Here is a 24,795-nt window from a genome sequence, read left to right as displayed (position 1 = left end):
GTTATATTCCTGATCGACTCTGGTCAAAAGTCAGTATTCTTTAATAAAGCAACATTGGATTCTGCCATCCATGAATTAAGGGTTTAAGTGTTTTCACTCTGTTGAATTGGATTTTTTACATAAACCTTTTCAGGTATTACCATCCGAAAAGACCACGTTTGAAATTTTCCCAATCACTAATAATAATTATAAAAATAATCACGAATATTATTTTTATAATTAACTCTGGAGTTAGATTAAATTTTTTCACTTTTTGATTCTTGACATTCATAATTTGTTCCTTTACTGTATGTTAACTTTTTAAGATTGCTCTTACATTAATTTTCATTTTAAAAAAAAGAGCGCTGCCTGAGGCTGACAAAAAATTAAAAAATTACCGATTGGTCTTTTTGTGTTCCTCAATGACTCACAACGTCTCGTGTAAAAACTGTACGAGCTGTCGAGCGTGATTGTCCGCAGGACAATCCAGCGTAGCAAGCGAGCAGGGAGTTTCGGTTCGAGACAGGTTTAAGCATTGTTTTTATATGTTGTTGTAAACTGGAGCGATAACACAAACTGTTCTTTAAAAGTCGGTTCGATTTTCTAGGGATTATCCCTCTTTATAATCTATTCAATATTTTTTTTACTAATCTATCTCTTTTCATCCTGGACCTAAAAAAACTTATTTTAGGTTTTATATGAAGATTATGATCCGCAAGTACAACCTCATCTTTAACTGTAAGTACTGAAGTTACACAAGATGGAGCTAAATAATAATCCGAAATATTACTATCTGGAACTTTATATAAACCTATTATATAAGTTTCGTAGAGGTCTTCATCAAACACTTCCGTACAATCTGTTCCTCCTTCGTATATTCTAATTGTATCATTTGAAATTTTTCCTTTGTATACCTCATTAGTGATTATATACCCTCTTAAGGTAACAGGATCTCGATAAAATTTTCCCTCAACTATAGCATCAAATTTCTTTACTTGGTTTAGAAAATTTGAGCTTAGCGATTGTCCACAAGTGCAACTAAAAGCATAAGTAGAAACTAAAAATAGAGCTAAACTTAAAAAGGTTTTTTTCATTTTATTTAGTGATGATATTTTAAATTATTGACAGAATAGTTTTTAGCTTTTGTTTACAACGTAGTAATAAATGCACCAGGACATTTATTTCTTTTATATATCTCCTTACAAATCTAAAGGATTTGTTATTTGAGGATTTAAATTGCAGCTAATACCCTAATTTTCCTTCATTTTTAAATAAACTAAATAGGATTATTCCAACCGTAGATTGCTTGTTCTAGTGCATAATCAAAGATAATTAAGAGTAAAATAACTAATGAGATTATTGCAATTACATTAAAAACTTTGAGATGTTTTTTCTTCATTTAGCTATAATTTAATTATATAATCTTAAATTTTATTTCTCTTTTGTAAAAGTTCAAAACGTCCCTTTTTGAAAAAGTGCTAGACTGCATGGGGATTTTTCCAAATACTCCTTTTTAAATTACAAGAATATCCCAAATGAAAGGCTTGTAAAAAGCATTGTATCTCCCTGAGAATCCGTCTGAAGTCCAGGATTTATTCCGAGCAAAAATCTATCATTAATTTTATAGTGATAGTATAATCGAATACTTCCACCTACTGCATAGGTCCTACCCGGCTCATGCCTTATTAAATAACGTATAGGGAATGGCATGCCTGTTATAATAGGGTAATCAATGCTACTCTCTGAAAACACAGAGTTCGTCTGGTACCTTCCAAAAATACTTGGGTTAACTCCGAACTTACTACGCTTTGAGTTTATGAAATTAAAGCCTATACCGGCATTTAGTTGAAAACCTGCCAGTACATCATGAAGGGTGCTATCGTAAATATTCCCGTTAGGGTCTTCCCAAATAAACGGAGAATCTTCACCGTCATTTAAGTTTGCCTCGAATGAAGCAATTATTTCGAATTTTTTTGAGATTGGTTTATGTACTCTAAGACCGTATAAATATCCCGACATATCTCCTGTTCCGTGCTTGTTAATTCCAAATTCACCAATAATACTAACTGGATTTTTGGGAGTTTGTTCCTGAGCAAAGGATATGCTGGTGATAAAAAGGAAAAGTGCGATGATTTTTTTCAGACTGTAATGTTCTCTCATAATAAAAATTCGGTTGTGGTCATAAAATTTATTCAAGCTTCCCATAAAGTAAACTCTAAATAGTTTTTTAGAGCTGTGTTAAATTTTTAACGAATTTAATTTTAAAACTCTATTAGAAATAAAATTTTCCCACATTAATTACGTGGTAAAACCACATTTTAATTGCAAGGGGAATAATTAAAATTTTATTATGTTTAACCTCTATAAATTTTTACGATCTGAAAGTAGTTTAGCATAATTTAATCCCTTAAAACATTGATCAGAATGCTTTAAAATGAGTGCACAAAATGAACTTTGCTTAATTTAATTCCCATTTGCGAACGCTATACAGCTCTTTAATACTCTTAGTTTTGTTACTATCACTTGCTTCCTGTAGGGATAATAATCAATTAGATCAGAAAAATGCAAAACCTACTTTAGATAAAATATTTTCTAATACTACCATAAACAAAACTCAAAAGAAGCATTTTTTAGACAGTGCTTATGCCAGTATCTCTACGATACAAAATAACAGTCTGAAGAATGAGAATTTACTGGAAATATCTTACCAATATTTAAAAATCAATGATTCCCTTAAATTTCTTCGTTCTAATAAGGAATCAAGGAAATTTTCGATTAAGGTAGAGGATTCTGTAGGTATAGCTGCTACATACTGGGATTTAGCACATTTCTATCACAATTATAATAAGGAAGACAGCGCCTACTATTACTATAATAGTGCTCAGAGAATATATGAAAATTTAGGGGATGAATTAAATTCTGCTAATTTGTTTCTGAACATGGCTATCATCCAGAAAAATGTTAAAGATTATACTGGTAGTGAGGTATTGGCAACTAATGCTATACGTTTATTGAAACCTTTAAATGAATACGGGCAGCTATACAGAGCATATAATAATCTAGGAATAGTATTCAACGAATTGGAGCAGTATGACAAGGCCTTAAAATATTTTAAAACTGCCTTCTATTATTTAAAAAAGTCAGGAGACGAAGAATCATATCCTTCTTTATGGAATAATATAGGTGTAGCATACCAGAGAAGTGCGCGGTATAAAGATGCCTTGTTTTATTTTGAAAAAGCGATGAATCATAACAAAAATATTAAAACAACTGATCCCAGGTTGTATGCAATGATATTAGATAACAGTGCTTACGTTAAATTACTTTCTAAGGATACGACAGGAATACATAAGGACTTTTTGGAAGCTTTAGAAATAAGAAAACAATTAAATAAAAAGTCCGGAATTACAATAAATCAACTGCACCTGGCTGAATATTTTTTGGAGAAAAAAGATTCTGTGACTGCTATTAATTATGCACTTGCCACTAAAGAACTATCTTTAAAAACTCAAAACATCAGAGATTATTTATCTTCATTGAAATTCCTATCTAATACTGTTAAAGATAGTGCCTTAGCTTATTCGCAGGAATACATAAAGATTAATGATAGCCTGCAAAAAGATGAAAGAGCTATTAGGAATAAATTTGCTAGAATCCGGTTTGAGACTGACGAATATATTTCTGAAACTAAGCGATTAAATGACCGTATTTTACAAACTAGCTTCATTTCTGGGGGAGTAATTCTTATAATTTTTCTATTATACATTATTAGCAATCAAAGAGGGAAAAATAAGCTTATCAAACAAAAACAAACGGCAAACCAGGAGATTTACAATCTGGTTATAGATCAGCAGAAAAGATTTGAAGAAGGACGTGATTTAGAGAAACAATACATTTCCAGAGAATTACACGATGGAGTTTTAGGGAAACTCTTTGGTATTAGACTGAACTTGGACTCCCTTAACGAACAAGATGATAGCGAAAGCAAGAGGGAAAGATTTAAATATATAAGGGAAATTCAAAAAATATCAGATCAAATTCGTTTGCTTTCCCATAGATTGAATAAAACTACCTTAAGCAAAGTTAATTTTGAAACGGTACTTGAAGAACTTGTAAAAAGTCAAAATGCCGGAAGAATAAAATTTCATATTGACTTTAACGGGTCTATTCATTGGAATACAATGGATAATAATATTAAAATTAACTTATACCGCGTTCTTCAAGAGGCTATTAGCAATATCCATAAACATTCTAAAGCTGCGGAAGTCAGGATTATATTTGATAATTTAAGTGATCAATTGATAATTTCAATAGCAGATGATGGTATAGGGTTTTATCCAGAGAACACCAAAAATGGTATAGGCCTTAATAATATGTATGCCCGTCTTAAAAAAATAAAGGGTAAATTTTCTATAAGTTCATTAAACGAAAATCGGAAGGGAACCATATTAAGATTGATGGTTCCTCTAAATTAATTGCTGCATGGGAAGTTTAGAAATTTCCAATTGAGACAGTTTAAGTACTGATAATATATCCTTGAAATATGTTTTGGACTTACCATTCCCTTTTCTTTATGTCCAAGAAATTCACTGATTGCTTGATTTCATATTTTTTTGACAACAAAAATATTATGATGATAATCATAATTCTACATAAGACTCCAAAAACACTGCCTTCGGGACCTATTTCTCCACCATTCCAAATCCAATTATCATCAATCTCAAGATTAAAAAGTCCGGTTGAAATTCCTTTGCTAACCGGGAAACCAAAAATTGCTCCTTGAAAGTAATTCCAGGTAAAATGTAATCCAGTAGCGGCCCATATAGATTTAAACTTTAAGAAAGTCAATCCATACATTATTCCCGCTGTAAAATAACTTATAACACTAATTAAGTCTGTTGGAGCATGCACAAAACAAAAAACAATAGAACTTAAAATCAATGTAATTAATTTATTTCCTGTAAGATAAATTAATGCTATAAAAACTGCTACTCGAAAAAGAAATTCTTGAACAAATGCACTAATAAAATCTTTTGGAATCTGCTTAACACTTGAAAACCATTCATTAGTCGATTCTATTTGAATAAACCCGAGGTAATTGTTCGTTAAGAAAATAAGAAACATTATTGCAGCTCCTACTATACCCATAATAGAAAAACCTAGCAAAGTTTTTTTATTGATTTGAAAGTTGGTCAATTCAACAAACCTTGTTCTATGCTTTATAGAATAAATAATACCAATTATTGTAAAGGCAATAAAAAATAGTACATTAATAATACCTACAAATACCATCTAAATTTAATGTATTCTAATTGTTTAGAATTTCCTTATAAAAACAGTGTGAGCTGGCAAAAATAATTGACTGGTGCGAGCTAACAAAGGCTTTTGATTGAGACAGGTTTAGACATTTGTTTTATATATCCTTTTCGGGATTAATTTTTTGCTTCTATAGTGCTTTGTTATTGCAACGATTGTAATTATGATTGCAATTAAGGATAATATAGAACCTTCAAATCCGAATGAACCACCATTTAAGAGCGTATTTTCATCCATACTGAATTTAATAGCAGAATATGTGTTCTGTCCACTTACATTAAATCCAAAGATGGTTTGAAAAAAATTCCAACTAAAATGAAGTGCAATTGGGAACCAAAGGTTCTTTGTGTGTATATAGGTAATACCTAATAAAATTCCTGCTAAAAAAATATTAGAGAAGCCTATTGTATCAATGTTTGGGTTCCAGGCATGCATTAAAGAAAAAAGAATGGCAGATATAATGAGTGCGATATATTTATTAAAGGAATACATTAGATTTCTTAGTACATAACCTCGAAGTAAAATTTCTTCCGTAAAGGATACTAATATGAATAATAGTATCGATAATATGATCTCCTTTGGCTTAAATATGATTTCTTGAAATTGTATTTCATCTATTATTTCTAACAATCCAAATGCGAGAAGCATGATAACAAAGCCTACAAGTAAACCGGTCCAGAATTCATTAATTCTATTCCTGGTTTGAAAACCTATATCAATGATCTTTTCTTTATCTATGTATTTTACGAAAATAAATACGACAAGACTTGTCCCTAAAAAGGAAAAGAATTGAATTATTAATTTTTGTTCCGAAGTTTTACTAACATTTAGATTTCCATAATCGAAATCTACTAAGGCAGCCCCGATTAATTGAAATATACCTACAACAAGTAAATAGGGAATTATAATAGATAAGATTCTCACCCATCCTGCAATCTTGAATTGTTCACTCATAATAAAAATTAATCCCAGCCTCCCGTCCTCAAAAATAGTGCGATTTAAAGAGTTTGATTGTTTGCAATCAAATTTGCTCTAAAAGCTAGATCGGACTTTCGATCTGAGACTGGTTTAAGCATTGTTTATAGTGTGTTGTCCACCGTATTTTCTCCACATAAAATTTAAAACATCATTCCAACTCCTAATTGGAATCCATAGTTGTATATATTATATTCATAATTCTCGCGGACAAAAGCATCAGTTAACCCCTGCATATATCTAACACTTCCAAAAAAACCTCCTCCAAATTTGTAAGATGCTCCCAATGCTCCCCCAAGTTCGAAACTGCTTCCATACTCCTCTTCTTCCCCATCTATTTTTCCATTTACTAAAAAATTAAATGATGGTCCTGCTTCAAGAGAAAGGGATTCTGTAAGGAATAATTTAGCCAAAACTGGAACCTTTATATATTCAAGGACGTATTCTCTCGATATAGGACCACCTCCATACTGAATAATGTCCGCATCTGTGCCATTAGTAGAATATAAAACTTCGGGTTGAAGCGAAAATCTATTTGTTAAAGGAATTTCGGCTAAAAGACCTAAATTAAGTCCTGTCATAGTATTACTTTCAGAAAAATTATCCGATTTCATATTAGTGAAATTAACCCCAGCCTTAAAGCCATAAAGAACAGACTCCTGTGCTTTAACTGTAGTGCCTGTAAAAATAATAAGTAAAAAAATTAAAAATAGATTTTTTATTTTAGAATTGTTTATGATTAGTTAAATTTAGAATACATTTTGAGAATCTTAAATCGTGGTTACTTATCGCATAAATACTGTTCGATTTGGTGAGCTTTATTGTGTACAGAAGGGAATAGCAAAGCACAATCAGCTTAAGCATTGAGCACGCACGCCCAATAAATCATTAAGTTAGAATTAATTAAGGTTAGCGTATTTTGACCGTATTATCTTGGAGGCTGAAGGTTTCTAATTTTTTATTCCTGTTTGGAAAATTTCACCAAACCGTTTTTCAGCATAGTTTTCAAGTTGTTGTCTTTCATCGGGATTTAGCAACAATTTCAAAGAATCTAATTTTTTGTGCAGTGGTACAGCCACTTTGTTATAGTCCGACTCTGTCATTTGATTTTTACCCAACTTTTTATTTGCAACGAAAATCTTGTCTACAGTATTTTGAGCCTCGGCAATGGGTTCAGGCTTTTCACTACACGATGCTAAGCATAACAAAATAATCAAAAAGGATAAAATTTTTTTCATTTTAATTGTTTAAACGTTTAGTTTATAGAATTCTTTGTTGGTTGTTTCAAATAATTAGCGAAGTTAATACTAGTGATTCATTAACAATAAAATTTTACCACATTGTTAGCGTGGTAAAACCACAATTTTAATTTACAAAGCAAAGAATTTGGTTGATTATTGAATTAGCTAGTGACTGGCTAATGCATTAGCTGATAAGGGGTGATAGAAATTGAAATATAAAGTTGTCAACCTGATGATAGCTAAAAATAGAATTTTTGAAAGGTATCTTCCAATTTGTTTATTCATTGCTGGCAGCTTGTTTTATTTCTCTAAGCTTCTTATAGTCAGGAGCCTTTTCTCTGAAGAATTCTATGAGCTCTAAATAACTATCATTTTCAATTAGTTTTCTGTAAATGGGACTTGTTGCACAATAATAAACGAAGTTGATGATTTCTTCTTCAGGTATTTGAAACTCAAGAATAAAGACTGAAGGTTCAATGGCATCAATTCCTTCCTGAACATCAAAAGTCAACTGCTCATTTTCATTAGCTTTCTCTAACATTTGCATTCTTCCTATGATCATATTCAGGAGGGGATCAATATCTCCATCTCTTGCTGTGTAAAGTTGTCTGCCTAAACTGGTTAATCTAGGTATTTTTGAAAGAGGTATACCTTCGTAATAATCGTAAGTTTTAATATTTTCTATATCTCCAGATAAATTTCCTGTAAGGCCAATTTTGCTAAGCATAACTTCATTTAAATCTATCACCTTTTTTGTTAATATTACTTTTAGGAATTTCTGGATAATATTTTTTTTCGAAATTTTTATTTGGACTCTTTCATATTGAACAGATGAAAATAAAAGGATATCATCTTCCTGTACTTCGATTTTAAATTCTCCTAGATCAGAATTAGTCGTACCAATATTCTTTGTGATATTTAATATGTTAATCCTAGAATTTTCAAGTGAGTCAGCGATTATCCTTCCCTCGAGTATGATTTTCTCTTGCGAATAAACGGTTGAATACAGAAGTAAAAAACCTAGAGTTAAGATGAATTTATTCATTAGTCCTTATAATTCAGTTTTAAAGTTCGTAAAACATAGTGCAAGTGCTATATAAAAACAATGCAAGCGGCCGAGCTTGATTGTTCGCAGGACAATCCGCTATGCAAACGAGCACGAATTTTTGATTTGAGACTGGTTTAGCATTGTTTACATATTTTCCATTCTCTAATCCCCTCTGTAACTTGCCCCCTCACCTTGTTAAAACTTCAAATCAGCGTTTCCAAAAAAATTGTTATTTTGAAGATTGGTATTCCGTAATTTCAATCCAATTTTAATTTTATATTTTTTTCTCTGATTTTCTGATGTTGATTTATAAGAAAATTAATTTAATGTGATTTCGATCTCCTCTATTAGAGATTTCTCTTCGAAATTACTAAAAACCAGACCTGTCCATTTACCTTCCAGTTCTAAAGTTTCACCACTAGTAGTTTCCCAAAATGTCGCTAAAAAACTAGCTTTATTCTTTCTTAAAAACACGGTATAAATTGAAGTCAGTTGGCTTCTTTTTTTTAAGATTAATGGAATCTTTGCGTTATAGTGAAAAAGCAAAGGATGATTCTTCTTTTATGAATGGTGCTTTGACTCCTCCACCCGGGTTTTGTGCAACGCTCAGATAACAAGTTTAATTCTTTTGGAATAGACACCTCCACTTCAGAGTAATTTAGATCTGTAGAACTTAAAGAGTCATTAAAGGTGAATGATGACATCCCCTTTAAATCCTTAAGTGGTTCAATAACCACAGACAGAATTGTATCAGAATCATTTATAAAATGAAACTCCGAAATATTTTTTTCTACAATACTTTGTCCATCAGTATCATTTAACTTCCATTTTATGGAAATTAATTCGTAAGATTTTAATTTTTGCTCATCATCAATTAATGAATCGTCGTTACTGCACGACACAAAACCAATAGATAAAATAGTCAAATAAACGCATCAGTAATTTTTCATATTTATTTTTTTTATAGTTTTCACAATCAATAAATTAAAATATTTATCTAAAGAAAGTTTGCCTTGTGTGAGCAGATTTTCGGAAAGAAAATCAGAGTCAACAAAAGTTATAATGTATTATAGATTAAGTGTTAAACCAATAATTTTTTCAACTATTTTGATAATATTATTATTCAGTTCTCATTAAATGAAATACCTTCTCAATAGCCTCGTCGCCATTTTTTAATTTTAATGCCAAATCTTCAATAAACAAATTTTCATCCACGGGATAATTTATCTCTATATCTGGTGGAACACCAACCCCTTCGTAACAATTACCTTTATAATTTACTTGGATCTCATTAGATAAATATAGGTCCCATCCATTTGGCAGCTTTTTTTCTAATACATCTGATGTAATTCCCATTGTCCTGGAACCTATGATTGTAATATTTTCAAAGGGCATAGAAGCCATTGTTAAAGACTCTGGTGCACTTGAAGTCTGGTGGCTTGTCAGGAAAAATACTGGTTTATTGTAAGTTTCTTCTGTTGGACTAATATAAAAGGATTGGGGTTTTGTAAAACCCGTTCTAGTTTTAGCTTTTTTACTGAATACTTTTGATTTCGAATCAATAAAATGTTTTAAAACCTCTAAAGAAACTACATCGTAACCTCCGTAATTGAAACGTAAATCTAAAATTATTGCATCTGTATTTTTAAATTTATTTACAATTGTATCCATAATACGCTTTATTCCTTTTATTTCATCTTCTTGATAGTTTGGATTTTTTCTTGATTCTTTTAAATAAGCAAATAAATAATCATATCCTGATAAAGAATCTGAAACCTTATAATTTGCAAAGAATAGCATATTATTAAGTTGAATATATCCTATGTTGTTTGAAGCTATACCATAGTTGATAAGCCCATTTCCATGTAAACTTTTGCCATATCTACTAGGGTTTTCGACATATTGGTATAAAATCTTATCCTCTAATTCAGCAATTGAAAGATTTGTGCTTGAATTGCTCTCTTCAAGAGAATCCGATTTTTTTTCGTATTCTATTCTTATATCTTCCGTTGGTATAACAGACGTATGATCATCATTCAAATGGTCAGTTATCTGTCGAAAAATTTCATAAAGCTCTTGTTCGTTTTTTATTGTATCCGCCTGGGGGCCATAAGCCTCATAAATATGCTGCCAATCTAAATTCCTTTCCTTAAAAAACGCATAGTTCTCATTTAATGTGTGCCAAAAAACATCGAAATTGAGTTTTAAATTTTTTGCTTTAATGGAATCATTAATTATTTTATTCTTGGGTAGCTCCTTAATTCTATGCAAGTAATAGTTTGTTATACCAAGTTTCAGGTTTAAAGTATCTTCATTAATAACTTTAAATTTCCCTAATTGGCCAATTTGATTTCTCTGAATTTCGGAATTTAAAATGCAAGAAATTTTAGTGATGTCAAAGGTGTTTACTTCACTTTTCGTAATCTCAATTATTTTTCCATAACCGTTCATTTTCCAAATTCCATTTATTGAATCATTTGCAACTGTTTGCGTGAACGCCAATTGGAAATTAAGTAACGAGAATGCTAAAAGAAATATTTTCATTTTTACTTTTTGATTTTTTAATCTTAATTCCAACGTCCCGTATAAAAACTGTGTGATGGTAAGCTTGATTTTCTGCGGAAAATCAAGCGTTGCAAGCGAGCACGGAGTTTCGACTCAAGACCAAATTAAGAATTGTTTTATATGTTTTTGTTGTGCGTTTTATTTTCCAATGAATTCCAGTCCGTCGATTAGTGTTTTCAAACCCGAAGTCGCGTGGCTTTCATTTTCGTAAATTTTACTTCCCACATTTTGGTTGTCCAATTTATGGTTATCCAAATACTGTTTTAACCATTCTACATTTTCACGATATCCATTCCCATCATTTAATCCAGCTGTTAGAAACATAGAATCAAATTGCAAACTTCCTTTTTCCTCAATAGTTTTGAAAATAAAATGTTGGTCATACATTGTGCTCGGACTTGCTGAAATATAATTTTGAAACAACTCAGGTCGTATGACTGCAAAAGACAGAACTCCTAAACCACCGAGTGAATGACCGAAAATTGTCTTTTGTTTAAATTTAATTTCTAACTCCTTTTCAATTGAAGGAATTAATTCGTTGCCTAAAAAATCGGCAAATTGAGGAAATTTTCCAGTTCTCGAATACAAATCTTCAAAGCTTTCTTCTACATTCGTTGTATCATTTGTAGGTGTATAATAGGCCCATCTACTTTCCTTTGTACTGGGAAGCGAAAGAATAACGGTCGGATAAATTTTATCACCGAATTCATAAAGAGAAGTCACATCTTGTGCAATTCCTGAATAATCATCACCATCTAAAAGAACTAAAAGGCTTAAACTGTCTTTGTTTGATTGAAATTTTTCTGGTAATATTACTTTATAAGGAATATTATGATCAAGGTTCTTAGACTGAAAGAATTGTAATTCAGACGTTTTTTGAAATTCTATAATCTTTTTTTCTTTTAACGGAGTCGAGCTGCTACAGGAAAGGATAATGATTGATAAGAAAATTAAAGATATTTTTTTCATTTATTCGTTTTTTTTAATGCACTACAACGTCTCGTATAAAAACTGTGCGATCTGGCGAGCGTGATTGTCCGCAGGACAATCCGCTGAGCAAGCGAGCACGGACTTTCGATTCAAGACAGGATAAGTGTTGTTTTTATATACTGTTGTAGCCTGTATTATTCTTCCCAGTCCAAAACTTTCATCGGCATTTGGGTGTTATTGTTTAAGTCGATATCCTGCAATGCTGAAACTTCTTTTCTAAACCAAGAAGAAAAGTCTGATTGGTCATTTTTAAAATTAATTAAAAAGTTTTCGCTGTCCGCCTCAGTATAGACCACAACAGAATGACCGTCAGCTGATTTTTGTAAAAACCAACTTTCTTTTCTTACTCCAATTCGTTTATGCATTGCACTAAATTCCTCACTTTTTGTGGTATTTATTTCTTCAGAAAAATTTAACCACTGGTCAATTTTATCTTCTAAAATCGGAAAACTATATGCGAATTTTTTCATTTGATTATTTTTGTTTTAAAATATTGGCTACAACATCTCGTATAAAAACAGTGAGAGCTGGCGAGCACGGACTTTCGACTTGAGACAGGTTTGAGCATCTTTGTTTTTATATATTGTTACCAACTTTAGCGACACGACAAAGTAAGCACGAAACGTTTAAATTGTTCAAGTCGGTCACCAAACTTTTTTGACTTTTCCTGTCACCAGAAGTCCGATTCCAAGTCCTATCAATATTCCAATCCAAAATCCATTCATTTCCATTAAAAAATTTGCTGCTAAGCCGAAAAGAAGCATAACTAACCCTATTATCCGAACTTTATTCATTTCTTTTCGTTTTTTTTGTTACCCCATAAGTCAATGATGCGGATATTATAAACGCGGCTATTATTAAAATGGAAATTACAGTCCTTGGTTCAATCCATTCATATTGTCCGATTATTATTGCAGATAATAAAATCACATTTAAAATATAGAATCCTACTTTATTAATTTTCATTCAAATTTTGTTTTAGTTTTAATTAGGAGCTATTGTTGGTAAGGTCCCGTATAAAAACTGTGCGAGCTGGCGAGCGTGATTGTCCGCTATGCAAGCGAGCACGATTTTTCGATTAAGCATTGTTTTTATATTTTGTTAGCCACTGGACTTTATCGGCTTTAAAGTCAGTTCTTTTTTGATGATTGGGAAAACGACTCTAGAAAATTATAAGGCTATTTCACCAGTTTATATTTTTATAATTTTCCCAAATTATAACTTAACTTTAAATATGGAATTGTGAATCGCTCGTTGGTCAAAAAGTATTCTGTCACTGTTGTTGTCAGTACCCCGGCCATTACCTCCACTTTATCTTTTTTATATCCTAGACCGAAATTTTCAGGTTGGAAATGGAAATTATTTTGACTGATACTTTTTGATACGAGATTCCCTTCCTGGTCAAAAAACGAATTTTTTGTACCGTAATCTGTACCTCTATTGGCAAGTGATTTTCCTGCTCTTATGAAGATTTCGGAATTCTTGAAAATTTGAAAATGGTAATTAAGATAAAAATGAAAATCGGTTATTAGAGTTTTTTCTACTTGTGTAGATCCTTCATTATTTTCAGGACTATCAAAGGAAACTTCGTTGTTATATAGTAATAAATCATAGCGAAAGGAATTTGTAAACCCTAAGGTCAAATTTTTGGTTATAAAATAATCTAAACTATAATTAATAGCAAGCCCAGAATTTTGAATACCAACATTTGTGAGACCAATATTTGGATCACTTTCTCCTGCATCATAAGGTAATGGTGTGATTCTGTATTCTGTACCTATTTTAAAAAACAATTGACCCTTTCTGGTTTCAATTGTTTGGGAAAAAGCTAAAAATGGTACGCTAAAAAAGATGATGATAAGTAATTTTTTCATAATTGATGATTGAGTTAGGTTTTTTTATTCGAGCTTAAAGTAAAGTCTGAATAGTTTTTATAGAGCTGTGTTAAATTTTTAACGAATTTAATTTTAAAAATCTTTTAGCAATAAAATTTTCCCACATTATTTACGTGGTAAAACCACAATTTAATTGTGGGAGGAATGATAAAAATTTTATTAAGTTTAACCTTTATAATTTTAACGTGAGTTTTTGCGGTCTGATAGTAGTTTAGCATTAGTTAACCCTTTAAAACATTGATCAGATAGCTTTATATAGAATGCACTTAATGAACTTAGCTTAAATTTATTCCCATTTGCGAACGCTATATAGCTTTTTACTACTTTTTGTTTTGCTACTATCACTTGCTTCCTGTAAGAATAATAATCAAGTAGATCATAAAAATTCAAAACCTAGCTTAGATGAAATATTTTCTGATACTACCTTAAACAAAACTCAAAAAAAGCACTTTTTAGACAGTGCTTACGCCAGTATCTCTACCATAGAAAACGATAGCCTAAAGAATGAGAATTTACTGGAAATATCTTACCAATATTTAAAAATCAGGGATTCACTCAAATTTCTTCATTCTAATTTAGAAGCTAGGAATATTTTCTTTAAAATAAAGGACTCTGCCAGAGTAGCAGCTACATATTGGGATTTGGGTAATTTTTATCAATCCTCAACTAAAGACAGTGCCTATTTTTATTATACTAATGCCCAAAGGATATATCAAAATTTAGGAGATGACTTCAATTCAGCCAGGTTGTTACTGAACATGGCTCTTGTTCAAAAAAATGTTAAGGATTATACAGGAAGTGAGGTTACTACCATAAAAGCAATAACTCTATTAAAACCTCTAAAAAAATATAAACAATTATATTCAGCTTATAATAATTTAGGAATAATTTTTAATGAATTGCAGGAGAATGATAAGGCCATAGAGAATTATAACATTGCGCTTGATTATTTGTATATGTCAGGTCGAGAATATTTATATCCTTCTATTTGGAATAATTTAGGTGTAGTTCACCAAGAAAGTAAACGTTATAATGAAGCTTTATCCTATTTTGAAAGGGCAATGAATTATAAGGAAAATTTAAAAACTTCAGATCCAGAGCTATATGCGATGATTTTAGATAATAAAGCTTATGTAAATTTGAAGACCAAAGATACGCTAGGAATACATAAGGACTTTATAGAAGCCTTAGAAATACGAAAAAAATTGAATATTAATGGCGGGATTACAATCAATCAGCTGCACCTGCTGAATATTTTTTGGAGATAAAAGATTCTGTGACTGCTATTAATTATGCCTTAGCGACTAAAGAATTTGCTTTAAAAACTCAAAACACTCAAGATTATCTTTCATCTTTAAAATTTCTCTCAAATACAGTAAAGGACAGTGCCTTAGGTTTTTCTCAAGAGTATATAAAAATTAATGACAGCCTCCAAAAAAGAGAAAGAGCTGTTAGAAATAAATTTGCCAGAATACGATTCGAAACCGAGGGATATATTTCTGAAACTAAACGATTAAATGATCGCATTTTACAAACTAGCTTCATTTCTGCAGGAATAATCCTTATAATTATCCTACTATATATTATTGGTAATCAAAGAGCAAAAAATAAGCTAATTAAACAGAAGCAAACGGCTAACCAGGAGATTTATAATCTTGTTATCGATCAGCAGAAAAGATTTGATGAAGGACGTGATTTAGAGAAGCAATACATTTCCAAGGAACTGCACGATGGAATTTTAGGGAAACTCTTTGGTATAAGGCTAAATTTGGATTCTTTGAATGATGAAGATGATAGCAGAAGCAAGAAGGAAAGATTTAAATATATAAGGGAAATTCAAAAGATATCAGATCAAATTCGCTTGCTTTCCCATAGATTAAATAAAACTTCTTTGGGCAATGTAAATTTCGAAACTGTACTTGAAGAACTTTTAAAAAGTCAAAATGCCGGAAAAATAAAATTTCATATCGACTTCAAGGGGGCAATCAATTGGGATACAATAGATAATAATATTAAAATTAATATCTATCGCATACTTCAGGAGGCTATTAGCAATATCCAAAAACATTCTAAAGCTACTGAAGCAAGGATTAAATTTGATAATCTAAATGATCAATTGATAATATGTATAACAGATAATGGTATAGGGTTTTATCCGGAAAAGACAAAAAATGGTATAGGGCTTAATAATATTTATGCCAGGGTAAAAAAAATAGAGGGAAAAATTTCTATACGTTCATTAGGTGAAAATAGGAAGGGAACTACAATTAAATTGACGGTTCCATTTAATTAATTATTGAAAAGGAAAATATAAATGCAGGAGGTAAATAAAGATTTAGATATATTATTAATAGATGATCACCATATGATTATGGAAGGATATAAAAACGTAATATCTAAATCTAAAATTTTCAGGGCTCTAAATTTTAATATTGATATGGCAGATAATTGCGACTATGCCTGGGAAAAAATTAAAAAAGGTAATTATTCTGTAGTTTTTCTGGATATAAATTTTCCAGTTTTAGAAGAAAGCAAAATCCATTCTGGAGAAGACCTCGGGGTTAGAATAAAGAATAAGTTTCCCGAAATCAAAATTATTATTCTGACGGTTTTAGAAGATACTTTTAGAATTTTCAACATTTTATCAAATATTCAACCAGATGGTTTCTTAATAAAGGGCGAAACGACTTCCAAAGAGTTAATTCATTGCTTAGATAAAGTCATGTACTCACCTCCTTACTATGGTTCTAAAATTTCAAGTCTTCTTAGTTCGGGAGTAGCCCAAAAATCCTCAATTGATGAAATAGATAGAGTGATGCTTTACCAGCTTTCTTTAGGCACCAAGACTAAGGATCTTCCCAAATATGTGAACCTCTCTTTAAGAGCGGTTGAGGATAGAAAGAAAAAACTTAAAGTAGTGTTTGGAGTTAACGGAGAAGGTAATAAAGCATTATTAAACAAAGCCAGGGAAAGTGGATATATTTAAACAAAAAGTGTGATTTGATACTTTAATCTTCCCCCATATTAATGTTTAAACAATTTCTAACTGATAAGGGTGATACTTCAAATCCAGAAAATTTAGTTCGAATTCAATCAAGCCCTCCCCTTCCACTTTAGAGTCAATAAGGATTATGACATACTTGAAATTCAGTTATAGTTTTAAAACTGAAGGTTTGAACATCAAATATCTACTGAAGTATTAAACGGTCATCATATTTATAAGATTATTGAAGAATAGTTTGTAAGACCATCAGCATTTTATAATTAACAACCCAGGTTGTTAATCCTTTTCCCGAATCTCTCTCATCAGTAGGCGATATATTTCAATTTTTAATTTCAGTTTTCTATTTTTTAATTAGTTTCATATCATTATAAAGTAAATTTTTTATTCTAGGAGGAATAAAGCTCAAAAATTCTTCCCAGTAGTTTGATGAATATCTGGTTGCTAAGTTCTTATTTAACTCCTCCGTAGCGATTTTGTACTGCTCTTTATTCAAATAGGTGAAATTACTTACAATGAAATCTTGTTCTAATTGATAGTCTAATTTCTGACCTTTCTTTTTCAGCTCGCTACTATAATATTTTGAAACACTTTCGAGTTGTTCAATGTTTGGTTTATCCGATTTAAATTTCTCTCTGATCAAATAATGATCAACTATTGTCTCTAATCCCAAAAGAGAGATTGTTCTGGGATTTTTCGGAGTATAATATTCAATTGTGATAATCGAATTCGTATTATCGCTTAGCAAATTTCCTACTTCATCTTTATCCAGGATGTTTTCAAATTTTGTTTCAGGATCATCCCACTCGTTAAGCAATATTTCTTCCTTAAAATTGAAAGGTAAAATATTGGAACCAAGCATACTTATTACCTTTGATTTTTCCTTTCTTAATTCTTCAATCCATTTTTCATTTTTGAATAATCTCGAATTCTTAATATGATATGCTTTGATTTTATTTCTTTTTAGATCTATATAATACTCGATTGTTCCATCAGAAAAAGACTGCGCAACATTATCAATTAACTGATAACTTAAAAAATACCCGGTGATTTTTAAGTACCTGGGTTTTTTTCCTGTAATTATTACTTGCTCTAAATTTTTTATCACTGTGGGTTTAAGAAAAATTTTTTCTCGATCCACTAATTCTTTATATGTCAAATTTTCCCCTGTAAAATCGGAGTGAAAAATACTCAGAGAATCACTTTTTTTAATTTCATAACGCTCTGGTTTAATGCTGCCTTTGCTATTACTGATCCCTAGAATTTTCCCATGCTTATTAAAAACTTTTACATTGGAAATTGGTTCCTCAGTTTCCATATTTAAAAATTGTAGCTGCGCATAGTTTTTATGAGCAAATAGCAACAAAAAAACTAAAATTAATTTCTTTGGAACGTTCATTTTTTTTACTCTATGTATTTTTTTGTGTTTGATCCTATGATACTGTAACTCTAAAATTTCACATCCTGGGTTGTAAACTCATAACCTGAACTTCCGTTCACGGACTGGACTTTTTTCTATTTTTTTTAATTCTGCCAATGAATAGAATATTCGCCAGTAGGAGCATATTCTATCCATATTCCTTCAATTGTTTTCGGCTCGTTTGTCCGATTATTTAAAAGGTGTAGAACGTATGAAATTTTACGCTTTCTATACTCGACTTCAGTATACAATTCAGATTCGCCTTTTGGGAGGGTTACTGTTTCTGACAAATTTTGAAACCTGTGCTCCTCATTACTTACTGTATTTGTATAAAGAATTTTTTCTTCGGAATAAGTGATCTCGTCCTCATAGATATTCACAGGAAACTTAACCTTTACTGAATCCTGTTTGATCCAAACAAAGGCATCATTTTCTGAACTCTCATAATATGAGCTTCTATTGACATCAACTCCATTAATTGGATTAAATGAAAACTCCTGGGAAGCCATAATATCGAATTTGTATCCCACACCCCTTTTTTTGTAAATGGAATCGCCATCATTCTCTTTTAAGAAATATTCTATTTTTTCAAATTGATAGCCTTGAGATTTTTTCTGACTAACAAGAATTTCTTTTAACTCACCTTGGGACTCTAAAACTATAACAAAATTAAACGACTCTCCCGAACTGTTCTCTTCCACAATAATTTTTAGTGATGTTGGGGAATTCCTTATTATTTTAAAACCTTTATTAGACCATAGCGCATTTAACTGTCCCAGGCCCTCCAATGCTAAACGTTTATTCTCTATAAGATGTTCTTCATTATCGGAATAGACATCCCCTTTTATAGTTACATTTCCATCTCGATTTACTATTTCTGAGATTTTCCAGGGATTACCTGTAACAGAAACTTCTGCCTGTCCTCCTTCCCCTTCCATTTCAATTAATTTCGAGGAAATTTGAAGTGGCGAATCGGATTCATCCTTATCACAGGAAACTAAGATTAAAATCAATAAGAAAAACTTAATCAATTTCATGGTGAATTATTTTTAAATTTGATTCAATTGTTCCTGACATTCAGCATATCAGAACCTTCTGAATATTTTATGAAGATTAAATAGTCAAATAGCTCCTGTGGATAATTTCCTAAAGACTCGAATTGCATATTCTTATCTAATGCACCAATTGACCTTTTGTAAATATCTTCTTTAAATAAACGATGATTAAGAAGTGGATTTTCTGCTGCCTTTTTTATATTTAGTAACTGGACTGGAGCTTGAAATCCAGCTAATATGGATTCTAAAGAACTACATACTACTGGATTTAATATATTCTCACTATGTAAATCCCGAGTATACCTATCTAGCGCAGTAAATGTCCCTGAACCAAGTAAAAATCCGAAATTAAGGTAATTATCACCAAGACGTTCTGAAAGAAAACCTCCAGTCCATCCCTTTTTCTTCTGGACATGTAGGTCATGTCCCCAAAGTATGGCTTTTGAATTTTTAGGTAATTCTTTTACCAAATTTTCTGTATTCAATGCCATTAAACTGTCTCTCTTGTGAGAATATTCTAATCCACTGAATTGATTCAGGTAGTATGACTGAGTAAGCGTTTCCGCATTCTTGTTTATTTTTTTATCCTGATCGCTTTCTCGTAGGATACTTTTTAGTTCATTAGAAAGTTCAAGTTTTTGAGCAAAGGGTACCGTATCAGTATCTAATTCTTCTAAAACAGAATAGAATTCGCTATTATCCTTAAATTTATCTTTTAAAAACTGTAATGATTGTTCGGCAGATTGAACATCTATACCTGTTATAGAAACTTTATCGGAATTTGAATTATTATAATTTTTAAGCCATTCTATAAGTTCAAGAAACTGCCTATTATAATACGGCCAAAACTCAAGATTTGCCAAAATCTCCTTTGCATTGCCTTCCCCAGTTAGTATGTAATCATTCAAAACCTCAGTATTTTGATAGTAAGCTTCCAAAGCTATCTTTCTTACATTTTGATTAATTATAAGGTAGGTTATAAGATCCTTCTTTATTTCAAATATTTGTTTTGTACCGTGAGTTGCCTCTCCCAAACCAATAAGACGAATTTTTGAAAATTCATCGCCAATAGTTGGATAATCAGATGGCTCAAAAGCTTTAGTATATTTGAAAATTTCCTTTTTAATCGATTTCTGATATTTTTCAATCTTTTGAAAATCTTCTATTGCTAATGGTACTTCATTAACTTTTACTATAAAATCATCAAACCAGACCTTACCCAGACCCTGAACCAAGCCGCTTATTATTAGGTGATTCAAATCTTGTTCTAAAACTGATTCTATGGTAATTTTGGTCCATGGAGTATTTCCACTCAGTATATTTTGACTAAACTCAAATAGCGCTGGGGTGGATGATTTTTTATTGGAATATGCCATTAAGCGTAAGATAGCCCCTCCATTTTCTCCCACCAGGGAATCTGTTTTCACCCAAACAGATACATTGATTTTAGTACCTTCGCTAAGTTTTAAAGGCACCTCAAATGATGTAGTCGCAAATGTTTTAGATGAAGAATTAGCCCCCTCTACTTTAAGGCTTCTTAAGCCCTCTCGAAATTCTGTGCTATCTAAAGATACTTTATATTCATTTGAAGCGCTGCTGTTTACTGATGGATTCGAAAAGGAAAACCCATCTTCAAAATTCAATGTTTGGGGATTGAAAATTGGCCGGCATTTGTTACTTTCGGTTTGCTGGCTAAATAAGTGAGTTAAATTCAATAACAAAAACAGAGTAAAGATTACATGCTGTTTCTTTTTCAACAAGCTTTCAATACTCATACTTTATAACATTTTATTCTTTTGGAGAGTCACTTCTATTTCCTTATCATTTTTCAATACCATCATTTCAATTTCATCTAGTTTAGGTTCAAGTATCGTTTATCTCCCACTTTTAAATTCCGTTGGTTATCTAAACATATTACAAGGGTTATAAGATTATTTTTATCAATTCATTTAGAAGATGAAAAACAATAATTGTCATTTTTATTTTTTTTAGAGTTTATAATCGATTCACATGGCTAATTCAAGGCCGCTAAACTACATTGATATCTTCTAAAAAAAGTAAGGTAAAACCTTACTTTTTTATGATCTGAAATTTGATTACTCTCATCAAGAAGTTTTAAGTTTATCATCCTAAACTCAGAGAATTGGTAGTAAGAATAATTATTCTTTTTTCTTTACTTTTTACTGTAAGTTCCTGCAATCAAAAGCCACCGGCGGAAAATGACAATGAGCGGATGGCTCGCCTTTACTCGATTTTGGAGTTGAAGGATATAATTAATATTCAAAAAAACGACTCTTTAAATAACATCTTAGAAGACGTCGAGAGTGATTCTATAAAAAAAGACCTTTTATTAAAAATTTCACGTTACTATATGAGAACTGATGAACCAAAGCAGTTCAAATCCTGGAACGAAAAAAGTAGAAAACAATCGTTTAAAATGAACGACTCTATAGGAGTGGCAGATTCGTATTGGGATGCAGCCCTTTTTTATGGATCAAGAGACTTACAGGACAGCTCGTTTTTAATGTATTCAAAGGCATATTCTATTTATGAAAGATTAAATCAACCTAAAAGAGCCGGACGTTTATTAATAAATATGGCTTTAATCCAGATGAAAATAAAAGACTATACAGCTGGAGAGATTTCTAATGCAAAAGCAATTGAGCATCTAAAAGGTTCTGGAGACAATCAATGGTTATATTATGCTTATAACAACCTTGGAATTATCTATGTTGAAATTAAAGAATATGAAAAAGCAATCCATCACTATAATCTGGCATTTGATCATATTGAAAAAATAAGGAATCGAAACAAATTCCCATATTTTCCAAATCATTATAACAATATAGGTGTATTACATCAATACAATAATGACAACAAAAAGGCTATTAAATTTTTCAATAAGGCTTTATCATCCGATAGTCTAAGAATTATAAGTCCGGAATTATTTGCCATGGCTCTCGACAATAGAGCCTATTCAAAGGTTTTATTGAAAGATACCACAGGCGTCCAAAAATCGTTTAATCAGGCTTTAAGGATAAGAGATAGCATTGAACATACCGCTGGTATAATTATAAATAAGATTCATTTAAGTGAATTCTATGCTTTTAAGCAGGACACCGCAAAAGCTATTGCACTAGCTACTGAAGCTAAAATTCTAGCTAATGAAACATCAAATAATAAAAACATTCTAGCTTCTTTAAAGTTACTTTCTGTTTACGATACTAAAAACGCTAAAAAGTATTTGGATGAATATATAACTCTAAGCGATAGTTTGCAGCAAACCGAAAGATCATTAAGAAATAAATTCACAAAAATAAAGTTTGATACAGATCAATACATAGCTAAAAATGAAGAACTTAGCGGTCAGCGTAATTTGTTTATAGGTATTTCCCTGGGTATCGCATTACTTGGGATTTCAGGATTTGTAATTAAAAACCAGAGAACCAAAAACCGTGAATTAGGTTTAAAACAAGAACAACAGGAGGCCAATGAGAAAGTATTGAAGCTTCTTCTTAACCAGCATAGTCTTAAGGAAGAAGGGCGTCAAAAAGAAAGAAAGCGCCTTTCTGAAGAAATTCACGATGGTATTTTGTCGAAACTTTTTGGGTTGAGGTTAAGCCTTACCAGCCTTAATTCTAAATCAGATGACACCTCAGTTCAACAAAGGGAAAAATACTTAAAAGATCTAAAAGTATTAAGCAACGAATTAAGACACCTATCCCATAAATTAAATGCCCCATTTTTTACAGCAGAATTTGGATATTTGTCAATTCTAGAGGAAGTTCTTTCTGACCAGACCGAGAATTCTTTTTCTTATAATCTCAAGGTGGATGAAGATATAGATTGGGATAGTATTCCTGGTAATATTAAACTTCACTTTTTAAGGATTTTACAGGAGTCTGTAAAAAATATTAGACAACACTCCCGAGCAAATGAAGTTCGTGTTACAATTGGATTTAGAAAAGATCAATTAGTTTTACTAACTCAGGATAATGGTATAGGATTCGATACCTCCATTCTTACTGAAGGTATAGGTCTAAAAAACATGCAATCCCGAACCAGGGAACTGAATGGGATATTCAATATTAAATCCAAAGTGAACCAGGGAACCGAAATCAGAATTGAGATTCCTCTTTAAAATTTTATTATGAAAAACACTTTATCGATCCTTATGGTGGATGATCATCCAATGATCCTTGAAGGTTATAAAAACACGTTGTTACAGGAAAAAGATTTTAACCTGGAAATAGATACTGCCACTAATTGTGATACTGCAATTTCTAAACTTGAAAGGCCTGGATCAAATTATGATATCGTCCTTCTAGACATAAAAATCCCTCCTTGCGCTAATGGAAAAATTTTGTCGGGTGAAGATCTCGGAGTATTCATAAGACAAAAATTTCTTAGCACTAAAATAATTATTCTTACTATGTTTAGTGAGAAAATACGTTTGACAAATATCATAGAGAATGTCAATCCAGACTCATTTCTTATTAAAAGTGAAGTGATGCCTTTGGAATTGGTTGAGGCTGTAAAAGGAGTAATGAACGGTGAAAAATATTACAGTGAAACCATCAAAAAATTAAATAAACAGCAAAATCAAGATTCAGTTCTAGACGATTATGATCGCCGTATAATCTTTCAATTGTCTAAAGGGACTAAAACCAGTCACCTTGTAGATTATATCCCTTTATCCCTGGGAGCCATAGAAAAAAGAAAACGTAGAATCAAAGAAGTCTTTGGAATCAATCGCGGGGGCGATAGAGAAATTTTAGACAAAGCAAGGCAGCTGGGATATTTATAATTATTTTTCCTAATTACTATATATTCTGCTCCAATAGGATTGACTTTTTTACTGAAATAATTAAAATATTTCTAAATCTGCCAAAGAGATTTTTTTTCTCCGGTCCTTCAAAAATTGAAAGTAATTATCACTGTTTCACCTATTTTGAAGAGAAGTAATAATAATTACATCAGCTTGTGTGCACTCAGCTGTCAGTGGTATAGGCTCTGTTTCAATTTCATACTGTACACAGACATTGATTTCAGTTTTCTGAAATTGTTCATCGATTTCGTGTTGAAAAACAAAGGTTTTATTACTATCTTCCAGTACTATATATCCGTTGATTGTTGCACAGTCAGGCGTATAATATAACTTTGCGGGCTCTCCCTTGTCGCAAATTTCAGTCTCTGTCTCGCAGCTAATAGCAACGCTTATAATGCTCAGAAAAAAACACAATCTCTTTATTTGTTTCATAATTATTGATTTAGTTAATCTTGCAGGCAATATGTAATTAAATGCACTGG

General features: G+C 31.4%; 23 protein-coding genes. 6 read left to right on the top strand and 17 right to left on the bottom strand.

From position 1 onward, the window contains the following. Positions 1–599 precede the first annotated feature (599 nt). Positions 600–1,073: a hypothetical protein gene (locus LB465_RS03095; RefSeq protein ID WP_224466884.1), complete on the bottom strand. Its 474-nt coding sequence runs from the start codon at positions 1,071–1,073 to the stop codon at positions 600–602. Positions 1,074–1,497: 424 nt separating this feature from the next. Then, entirely contained in the window at positions 1,498–2,139 is a 642-nt protein-coding gene (locus LB465_RS03090) for a hypothetical protein (protein ID WP_224466882.1), read from the bottom strand. Between the two features lie 779 nt (positions 2,140–2,918). Between LB465_RS03090 and LB465_RS03085 the strand changes: the two genes are divergently transcribed. Then, positions 2,919–4,454 carry a tetratricopeptide repeat-containing sensor histidine kinase gene (locus tag LB465_RS03085; protein ID WP_224466880.1) on the top strand — a complete coding sequence of 512 codons (1,536 nt, stop codon included), beginning with the start codon at positions 2,919–2,921 and terminating at the stop codon, positions 4,452–4,454. A gap of 79 nt (positions 4,455–4,533) precedes the next feature. On the opposite strand, the gene LB465_RS03080 is transcribed toward LB465_RS03085, so the two are convergent. The 11 genes from LB465_RS03080 to LB465_RS03030 form a co-directional block, all read right to left on the bottom strand. Further along, the gene (locus LB465_RS03080; protein ID WP_224466878.1) at positions 4,534–5,271 is read right to left on the bottom strand and encodes a CPBP family intramembrane glutamic endopeptidase; all 738 of its coding nucleotides are present in this window, start codon (positions 5,269–5,271) and stop codon (positions 4,534–4,536) included. A gap of 108 nt (positions 5,272–5,379) precedes the next feature. Then, positions 5,380–6,249: a CPBP family intramembrane glutamic endopeptidase gene (locus tag LB465_RS03075; RefSeq protein WP_224466874.1), complete on the bottom strand. Its 870-nt coding sequence runs from the start codon at positions 6,247–6,249 to the stop codon at positions 5,380–5,382. Between the two features lie 164 nt (positions 6,250–6,413). Next, on the bottom strand, positions 6,414–6,959 hold the full coding sequence (locus LB465_RS03070; RefSeq protein ID WP_224467206.1) for a porin family protein: 546 nt from the start codon (positions 6,957–6,959) through the stop codon (positions 6,414–6,416). Positions 6,960–7,220: 261 nt separating this feature from the next. After that, complete coding sequence (locus tag LB465_RS03065) at positions 7,221–7,508, bottom strand: hypothetical protein (protein WP_224466872.1); 288 nt, start codon at positions 7,506–7,508, stop codon at positions 7,221–7,223. A 280-nt stretch (positions 7,509–7,788) separates the two neighbouring features. Continuing rightward, complete coding sequence (locus LB465_RS03060) at positions 7,789–8,556, bottom strand: hypothetical protein (protein ID WP_224466870.1); 768 nt, start codon at positions 8,554–8,556, stop codon at positions 7,789–7,791. A gap of 515 nt (positions 8,557–9,071) precedes the next feature. Further along, positions 9,072–9,485, bottom strand: coding sequence for a hypothetical protein (locus LB465_RS03055; protein ID WP_224466868.1), 414 nt, complete (start codon positions 9,483–9,485; stop codon positions 9,072–9,074). Positions 9,486–9,678: 193 nt separating this feature from the next. Beyond that, positions 9,679–11,103 carry a S41 family peptidase gene (locus LB465_RS03050; protein WP_224466865.1) on the bottom strand — a complete coding sequence of 475 codons (1,425 nt, stop codon included), beginning with the start codon at positions 11,101–11,103 and terminating at the stop codon, positions 9,679–9,681. Positions 11,104–11,262: 159 nt separating this feature from the next. Beyond that, on the bottom strand, positions 11,263–12,093 hold the full coding sequence (locus LB465_RS03045) for an alpha/beta hydrolase (RefSeq protein WP_224466863.1): 831 nt from the start codon (positions 12,091–12,093) through the stop codon (positions 11,263–11,265). 155 nt (positions 12,094–12,248) lie between these two features. Continuing rightward, a complete protein-coding gene (locus LB465_RS03040) occupies positions 12,249–12,584 on the bottom strand; it encodes a hypothetical protein (protein ID WP_224466861.1) in 336 nt (111 codons plus the stop codon). A gap of 316 nt (positions 12,585–12,900) precedes the next feature. Further along, positions 12,901–13,080 (bottom strand): hypothetical protein, encoded by a 180-nt coding sequence (locus LB465_RS03035; RefSeq protein WP_224466859.1) that lies wholly within the window; start codon positions 13,078–13,080, stop codon positions 12,901–12,903. A gap of 233 nt (positions 13,081–13,313) precedes the next feature. Further along, complete coding sequence (locus tag LB465_RS03030; RefSeq protein ID WP_224466856.1) at positions 13,314–13,988, bottom strand: hypothetical protein; 675 nt, start codon at positions 13,986–13,988, stop codon at positions 13,314–13,316. Between the two features lie 353 nt (positions 13,989–14,341). On the opposite strand from LB465_RS03030, the gene LB465_RS03025 reads away from it, so the two are divergent. The 3 genes from LB465_RS03025 to LB465_RS03015 are packed head-to-tail and all read left to right on the top strand — an operon-like array spanning position 14,342 to position 16,995. Further along, positions 14,342–15,277, top strand: a complete 936-nt coding sequence (locus LB465_RS03025; protein ID WP_224466854.1) for a tetratricopeptide repeat protein — start codon at positions 14,342–14,344, stop codon at positions 15,275–15,277. Continuing rightward, on the top strand, positions 15,268–16,302 hold the full coding sequence (locus LB465_RS03020) for a sensor histidine kinase (RefSeq protein ID WP_224466852.1): 1,035 nt from the start codon (positions 15,268–15,270) through the stop codon (positions 16,300–16,302). Before LB465_RS03025 ends, LB465_RS03020 begins: the two co-directional genes overlap by 10 nt. Positions 16,303–16,323: 21 nt before the next feature. Next, the gene (locus LB465_RS03015; protein ID WP_224466850.1) at positions 16,324–16,995 is read left to right on the top strand and encodes a response regulator; all 672 of its coding nucleotides are present in this window, start codon (positions 16,324–16,326) and stop codon (positions 16,993–16,995) included. Between the two features lie 358 nt (positions 16,996–17,353). Here the strand turns inward: LB465_RS03015 and LB465_RS03010 are convergent, their stop codons facing one another. The 3 genes from LB465_RS03010 to LB465_RS03000 form a co-directional block, all read right to left on the bottom strand. Further along, on the bottom strand, positions 17,354–18,169 hold the full coding sequence (locus tag LB465_RS03010) for a hypothetical protein (RefSeq protein WP_224466847.1): 816 nt from the start codon (positions 18,167–18,169) through the stop codon (positions 17,354–17,356). 365 nt (positions 18,170–18,534) lie between these two features. Next, positions 18,535–19,467, bottom strand: a complete 933-nt coding sequence (locus LB465_RS03005; RefSeq protein ID WP_224466845.1) for a hypothetical protein — start codon at positions 19,465–19,467, stop codon at positions 18,535–18,537. A 23-nt stretch (positions 19,468–19,490) separates the two neighbouring features. Beyond that, positions 19,491–21,260 carry an erythromycin esterase family protein gene (locus LB465_RS03000; protein WP_224466843.1) on the bottom strand — a complete coding sequence of 590 codons (1,770 nt, stop codon included), beginning with the start codon at positions 21,258–21,260 and terminating at the stop codon, positions 19,491–19,493. Between the two features lie 368 nt (positions 21,261–21,628). Here LB465_RS03000 and LB465_RS02995 point away from each other — a divergent pair, with 368 nt between their 5' ends. Together LB465_RS02995 and LB465_RS02990 are read left to right on the top strand one after the other, a co-directional pair. Further along, positions 21,629–23,626, top strand: coding sequence for a tetratricopeptide repeat-containing sensor histidine kinase (locus tag LB465_RS02995; RefSeq protein WP_224466841.1), 1,998 nt, complete (start codon positions 21,629–21,631; stop codon positions 23,624–23,626). A gap of 9 nt (positions 23,627–23,635) precedes the next feature. After that, a complete protein-coding gene (locus LB465_RS02990; RefSeq protein WP_224466839.1) occupies positions 23,636–24,292 on the top strand; it encodes a response regulator in 657 nt (218 codons plus the stop codon). A 135-nt stretch (positions 24,293–24,427) separates the two neighbouring features. On the opposite strand, the gene LB465_RS02985 is transcribed toward LB465_RS02990, so the two are convergent. Further along, positions 24,428–24,745, bottom strand: a complete 318-nt coding sequence (locus LB465_RS02985; protein ID WP_224466836.1) for a hypothetical protein — start codon at positions 24,743–24,745, stop codon at positions 24,428–24,430. Between the last annotated feature and the right edge of the window lie 50 nt (positions 24,746–24,795).

This window comes from Salegentibacter lacus, from assembly GCF_020164555.1.
Lineage (GTDB): Bacteria > Bacteroidota > Bacteroidia > Flavobacteriales > Flavobacteriaceae > Salegentibacter > Salegentibacter lacus.
Note: the sequence above shows the minus strand (reverse complement) of the source record. Positions and strands in the feature narration are given on the sequence as shown.

What these genes read in the sequence shown, in the direction of transcription:
- LB465_RS03035 (WP_224466859.1), bottom strand. Translation starts at nt 13,080, where the DNA reads ATGAAAATTAATAAAGTAGGATTCTATATTTTAAATGTGATTTTATTA.
- LB465_RS03030 (WP_224466856.1), bottom strand. Translation starts at nt 13,988, where the DNA reads ATGAAAAAATTACTTATCATCATCTTTTTTAGCGTACCATTTTTAGCT.
- LB465_RS03095 (WP_224466884.1), bottom strand. Translation starts at nt 1,073, where the DNA reads ATGAAAAAAACCTTTTTAAGTTTAGCTCTATTTTTAGTTTCTACTTAT.
- LB465_RS03075 (WP_224466874.1), bottom strand. Translation starts at nt 6,249, where the DNA reads ATGAGTGAACAATTCAAGATTGCAGGATGGGTGAGAATCTTATCTATT.
- LB465_RS03065 (WP_224466872.1), bottom strand. Translation starts at nt 7,508, where the DNA reads ATGAAAAAAATTTTATCCTTTTTGATTATTTTGTTATGCTTAGCATCG.
- LB465_RS03045 (WP_224466863.1), bottom strand. Translation starts at nt 12,093, where the DNA reads ATGAAAAAAATATCTTTAATTTTCTTATCAATCATTATCCTTTCCTGT.
- LB465_RS03090 (WP_224466882.1), bottom strand. Translation starts at nt 2,139, where the DNA reads ATGAGAGAACATTACAGTCTGAAAAAAATCATCGCACTTTTCCTTTTT.
- LB465_RS03050 (WP_224466865.1), bottom strand. Translation starts at nt 11,103, where the DNA reads ATGAAAATATTTCTTTTAGCATTCTCGTTACTTAATTTCCAATTGGCG.
- LB465_RS02990 (WP_224466839.1), top strand. Translation starts at nt 23,636, where the DNA reads ATGAAAAACACTTTATCGATCCTTATGGTGGATGATCATCCAATGATC.
- LB465_RS03080 (WP_224466878.1), bottom strand. Translation starts at nt 5,271, where the DNA reads ATGGTATTTGTAGGTATTATTAATGTACTATTTTTTATTGCCTTTACA.
- LB465_RS03040 (WP_224466861.1), bottom strand. Translation starts at nt 12,584, where the DNA reads ATGAAAAAATTCGCATATAGTTTTCCGATTTTAGAAGATAAAATTGAC.
- LB465_RS03085 (WP_224466880.1), top strand. Translation starts at nt 2,919, where the DNA reads ATGGCTATCATCCAGAAAAATGTTAAAGATTATACTGGTAGTGAGGTA.
- LB465_RS03005 (WP_224466845.1), bottom strand. Translation starts at nt 19,467, where the DNA reads ATGAAATTGATTAAGTTTTTCTTATTGATTTTAATCTTAGTTTCCTGT.
- LB465_RS02985 (WP_224466836.1), bottom strand. Translation starts at nt 24,745, where the DNA reads ATGAAACAAATAAAGAGATTGTGTTTTTTTCTGAGCATTATAAGCGTT.
- LB465_RS03015 (WP_224466850.1), top strand. Translation starts at nt 16,324, where the DNA reads ATGCAGGAGGTAAATAAAGATTTAGATATATTATTAATAGATGATCAC.
- LB465_RS03060 (WP_224466870.1), bottom strand. Translation starts at nt 8,556, where the DNA reads ATGAATAAATTCATCTTAACTCTAGGTTTTTTACTTCTGTATTCAACC.
- LB465_RS03000 (WP_224466843.1), bottom strand. Translation starts at nt 21,260, where the DNA reads ATGAGTATTGAAAGCTTGTTGAAAAAGAAACAGCATGTAATCTTTACT.